6 protein-coding genes are annotated in these 4617 nt (G+C 73.6%); 1 reads left to right on the top strand and 5 read right to left on the bottom strand.

Annotated elements, in window-relative coordinates; all coding sequences use genetic code 11:
* The 5 genes from CCL05_RS41095 to CCL05_RS41075 form a co-directional block, all read right to left on the bottom strand.
* A partial coding sequence (locus tag CCL05_RS41095) for an ATP-binding SpoIIE family protein phosphatase (RefSeq protein WP_244204582.1) occupies positions 1-701 on the bottom strand: 701 nt, incomplete at its 3' end.
* The gene (locus tag CCL05_RS41090; RefSeq protein WP_086565666.1) at positions 701-1144 is read right to left on the bottom strand and encodes an anti-sigma regulatory factor; all 444 of its coding nucleotides are present in this window, start codon (positions 1142-1144) and stop codon (positions 701-703) included. The genes CCL05_RS41095 and CCL05_RS41090, both read right to left, overlap by 1 nt.
* A complete protein-coding gene (locus CCL05_RS41085; RefSeq protein ID WP_244204581.1) occupies positions 1144-1587 on the bottom strand; it encodes an STAS domain-containing protein in 444 nt (147 codons plus the stop codon). The genes CCL05_RS41090 and CCL05_RS41085 overlap by 1 nt, the downstream gene beginning before the upstream one ends.
* The gene (locus CCL05_RS41080) at positions 1584-2483 is read right to left on the bottom strand and encodes an STAS domain-containing protein (protein ID WP_425275984.1); all 900 of its coding nucleotides are present in this window, start codon (positions 2481-2483) and stop codon (positions 1584-1586) included. Before CCL05_RS41080 ends, CCL05_RS41085 begins: the two co-directional genes overlap by 4 nt.
* A 116-nt stretch (positions 2484-2599) precedes the next feature.
* A complete protein-coding gene (locus tag CCL05_RS41075) occupies positions 2600-3805 on the bottom strand; it encodes a PP2C family protein-serine/threonine phosphatase (protein ID WP_086565668.1) in 1206 nt (401 codons plus the stop codon).
* A 214-nt stretch (positions 3806-4019) separates the two neighbouring features.
* Here CCL05_RS41075 and CCL05_RS41070 point away from each other — a divergent pair, with 214 nt between their 5' ends.
* A complete protein-coding gene (locus tag CCL05_RS41070; protein WP_086565664.1) occupies positions 4020-4463 on the top strand; it encodes a MarR family transcriptional regulator in 444 nt (147 codons plus the stop codon).
* Positions 4464-4617: the final 154 nt, after the last annotated feature.

The following is a 4617-nucleotide window of genomic DNA, read 5'->3' as shown; positions in this document are numbered from 1 at the left end:
TGGGCCAGGGCGACGGCCGCGCCCCGGGTGCGGCGCAGGGACCGGCCCAGATGCCGCAGCATCTCGGCGGGCGGCCGGTCGGCCACCTCGCGCAGCGCGTCCACGGCGGCGCCCGACGCCTCCGCGGCCTTGGGTCCGTGGCCGAGCCCGTCGGCGAGCAGGAGGGTGTGGCGGTCGCCGGCGCAGACCCGGCTCCAGGCGTCGCCGGAGTACTCGGCCCGGCCGAGGGGGACGTTGACGCCACCGGCGTGCGGCCTCCGCTGGGGCGTCCGGTACCGGTCGGCGGGGGGTTCGCGGTCGATACGGGCCATGGCCACGGTGCCCCGGCCGGGGACGCTGTGCAGGTCGAAGTCGTTCGCTATGCGCCGGCACGTGCCGAGGCCCGCACCCAGCGAAGCCGCGGTGGTGTAGCCGTCGCGCAGCGCCGCCGCGACGTCCGGGATGCCCGGGCCGTGGTCGAGGGCGACGAGCTGCACGGACGGGCCCCGGCCGTCGGCGGGTGCGCGCTCGACGAGGTTGACGAGGACGTACCCGCCGTCCGCGTGCCGCACCAGGTTGGTCGCCAGCTCCGTCGCCACCAGCGCGGCGGTCGCGATGCGGTGCGGACCGAGCCCGGCGCAGTCGCCGGCCGCCTCGGCCGCGACCCGGACGTCCCGCACCCGGGTCGAGTCGTCGACCGGCACGTCCCACACCCTGCTCATCACGGCCCCGGCCGGGCCGGCGGCACGACCGTGGCCCAGGCGGTGACGGTGACGGTGGTCCCCTCACCGGGCCGGGTGTCCACCTCGAACTCCTGGACCAGCCGCTTGGCCCCGCTCAGGCCGAGTCCGAGCCCGCCGCCGCTGGTGTAGCCGTCGGTCATCGCCCGGTCCAGGTCGCGGATGCCGGGCCCGGCATCGACGAAGGCCAGCCGCAGGCCGGGCGCCGGCCCGCTGTCCAGCGGGGTGATCTCCACATGGCCACCCCCGCCGTGGACGAGGGTGTTGCGGGCCAGCTCGCTGGCGGCGGTGACGAGCTTGGTCTGCTGCACCAGGCCGAACCCGAGCTCGGCGGCGGCCTGCCGGACCTGCTGCCGTACCCAGGCCAGGTCGGCGTCCGAGCCGATCGGCAGGCTGGCCGGGGCGGCATGGCGGGAGGCCCGCATCACGGACTCCCCTCGCCCTGCCGCTCACCCGCGGTGAGCAGCTCCATCGCGCGTTCGACGTCCAGGGCCGTCCGCAGTCCGGGCAGGGTGAGCCCCAGCTCGACCAGGGTGATGGCCACCGCGGGACGCATCCCGGCCAGTACCGTACGGGCGGCCAGCAGTTCGGCTCCGGCGGCGATCTCGGCGAGGACCCGCCCCAGGAAGGAGTCGACGACGTCCACGCCGGAGATGTCGATGACCACACCGGTCACCCGGGTGTGCGCGATCCGGTCGGTGATGTCCTGCTGGAGCTGCTCGGCCATCCCGTCGTGCAGCTCCCCCTGGAGGGTGACCAGCAGGATGTCCCCCAGCCGGAGGACCGGAACGGTGAAGCCGTGCCCGCCCAGGGGCCCGGCGACCGGGGGCCCGAATCCCGCGGGCCCGCTCCCCGAGGGGCCGGTCATCGCACGCCCGCGCTGTCCGTCCGGAGCGGCGCGATCTCGACGCCCTGCCGGCTGAGCGCGTAGGCCAGGGCGTCCGCCAGGCTCGCGCGGGTGAGGACCGTACCGAGGTCGATGCCCAGCTGGACGATGGTCTGCGCGATCGCGGGCCGGATGCCGGAGACGATGCACTCGGCGCCCATCAGCCGGGCCGCGGCCACCGTCTTCATCAGGTGCTGGGCGACCAGCGAGTCGACCGTGGGCACGCCGGTGATGTCGAGGATGGCGTACCGGGCGCGCTCGGCGACGATCGCGTCGAGCAGGCTCTCCATGACCGTCTGGCTGCGCGCGCTGTCCAGCGTGCCGATCAGCGGCACGGCGACGGTGCTCTCCCAGAGTTTGATCACCGGGGTGGCCACTTCGTGCAGTTGCTCGCGCTGCCGTGCGATCACCTCCTCGCCCGCGCTGACCGTCGTCTCCAGTACGACCAGACGCAGCGTGCCCATGAGCACGGTGAGGGCCAGCACACACTCCTGGGCCTCGGGGGCGTTCGGGTCCGGGAACTCGGCGCGCAGCAGATCGGTCACCGGTTCGCGCAGGGCGGCCACCTCGTCGGCGAGCCCGTCCGTGTCGATGCCCATGCGGCCGCGGGAGGCCGCCATCCGCCCCAACTGGTCGCGCACGGCCTCGAATCCGGGGGCCCGGATGTCGTCCAGCCGCCCGGCGGCCGCCACCGCGGCCAGCGCCGCCGCCACGGACCTGCCCGCCTCCACCGCCTCGTCGCGGGACACGGTGAAGACCGTGCGGAACAGCGCGGCGTCCGCCCACCGTTGGGCGACCTGCTCCCGGCGCCGTTCGAGGAAGGCACTCACCTGCTGTGCGGGCGGCTCTTGTTCCGCGTTCTCTTCCGATACCGACACCGACACTTGCATCGCTCCCTTGCGCGGGCCGGACCGAGGTCGCGCTGCGGCACCTCAGCCGTTACTTGCCGTATGACAAACATTAGGGCCGACGTACGGCTCCGCCAAACAGCCGCTCACCCAAGCACCCTGACCTCCGCCTTCCCCGGCCCTTCCCGCCCACGCCAGTCCAGGCACACCACCAGGGCGTCGTCGTCCGGGACGCCTCTGCCGCGGTGGCCGGACAGTTCGCGCAGGACGGCCCGGGGCACCTCGGCGGCCGGGAGCAGCCGGGTCGACTGGATCGCCCGGGCCAGGGCGGCGTCCCCGTACGCCTCTCCGCCCGGGGAGGCGACGTCGTACACCCCGTCGCTGACGAAGACCAGCCGGTCACCGGGCTCGACGGCGAACTCCTGGGCCACGTAGTCGGTCTCCTCGAACATGCCGAGCGGCAGCTGGGCGTCGAAGGGCACCCGCTCCACCGCGCCCCGGCGCAGCCGCAGCAGCCGCGGGGAACCGGCGTCCACCGCCCGGACCCGCCCGGTGGCCAGCTCGATGTCCAGCATGAGCACGGACACGTAGCAGCGGCCCCGGTAGTGGGCGTACACCGCCTGGTCGGCCAGGGCCGCCTGGTCGGCGATGGGGAGACCGGCCCGGCGCGCGTTGCGCAGGGCGTTGATCGCCAGGTTCGTCAGCAGGGAGGCCTCTATGCCCTCGCCCATGCCGTTGGTGACGTAGAGACTGAGCCGGTCGGCCGTGGCGGACCAGTCGAAGTTGTCGCCGAAGACCGCGTACGCCGGCTCCAGCTGGGCGCCCAGCTCGTACTCGGGGCGGACGCAGGAGCGGCCCGGCAGCAACTGCCACTGCATCTCGGCGGCCAGCGTGAGCCGGTCCCTGCGGCGCGCCTGGAGGTACAGGTCGGTGTCCCGCTCGGCCACGACGACCTCGTGCCCGAGCACCTCGGCGATCTCGGCCAGTTCGCCGAGGCAGCCGTCGGCGTGCTCGCCGTCCGGCAGGGTCACCGTCAGCACGCCGAGCCGGTCGCCGCGCACGGTGACCGGCAGATGCACGCGTACCCCGTCAGCCGAGTCACCCGGGAGGGGTTCCACGTACGGCTCCTGCGCGCCGAAGGCCCGGCCCGCCGGGCTGTTGGCGACGGACACCGGTTGCAGGGTGTGCGGCAGCACGGACACCGGCTGAAGCACCGTCAGTCCGTAGTCGGCCAGGTACAGCTCGACGGAGTCCGCCGCGTACTGATCGGTCAGTACACGACGGACCGCGTCCAGCAGTTGATGGGGAGCCGCCGTGCGCAGGGCGCGCTCGGCGGTCACGAATCTGTTCACGATCGTCGTCACGATGGTCGAAGCCCAATCCTTGATCCTCGGCCGGACATCTCTCCGGACATCTCCGGGTCCTCGGGCACGGCCCTCGGTCCGGAGCCCGGTATCGGCCCTGACGCGCGGCAGGCCCTAGTACGCTGGCGGCCATCCCGGTGCCTGCGAGAGTGTGACTGTGACTTCCCTCCGACCCCGTCCTGAGCCAGCAGAGGTCGCACGTGTGACCTCCACGGCCGCGGAGTTGCTGGAAGTCCTCTGGGGCAGGGCCTCCACGGCACCCGCCTCGGCGTCCCAGCTGCGCGTGCTGCTCATCCTGGAGCACCACGAGGGCATCAACCTGCGCACTCTCGCGGACTCCCTCGCCTCCACCCCGCCCTCGACCAGCCGGCTGTGCGACCGGCTGCAGGCGGCCGGGTTCGTCGAGCGCGTGGTGAGCGCGGCGGACCGGCGCGAGGTACAGCTGCACCTCAGCGGGCGGGGCCGCGCCTTCCTGGCCGATCTGCGCATCCGCCGGGAGCAGACGCTGCGCGCGGTCCTCGACGAGATGCCCGCGGCCAAGCGGGTCGCGCTGCTGCAGGGGCTGGAGGCGTTCTGCGACGCGGCCGCGGCCCGGATACACGACGACGCCGACGACTCCGCCGCGTCCGGTAGCCGCACTGCCTGAACCGCCGGCCGTGGCACCGGGACGAACATTCCGGATCCTCCCCCGCGCCCGCACATCACGGCTAGATTGTTGTCTCACGGCTATAGTTGTCAAACGACAACTGACCGTTCCGCGCATCCCGCCGCCCCCTCCTCCGTGCCGCACCGCCCCGCCT

The organism is Streptomyces africanus (assembly GCF_002150735.1).
GTDB lineage: Bacteria > Actinomycetota > Actinomycetes > Streptomycetales > Streptomycetaceae > Streptomyces > Streptomyces africanus.
Note: the sequence above shows the minus strand (reverse complement) of the source record. Positions and strands in the feature narration are given on the sequence as shown.

Excerpts from the sequence above, each read along its gene's own strand:
- CCL05_RS41085 (WP_244204581.1), bottom strand. The coding sequence starts at position 1,587 with ATGACCGGCCCCTCGGGGAGCGGGCCCGCGGGATTCGGGCCCCCGGTC.
- CCL05_RS41090 (WP_086565666.1), bottom strand. The coding sequence starts at position 1,144 with ATGCGGGCCTCCCGCCATGCCGCCCCGGCCAGCCTGCCGATCGGCTCG.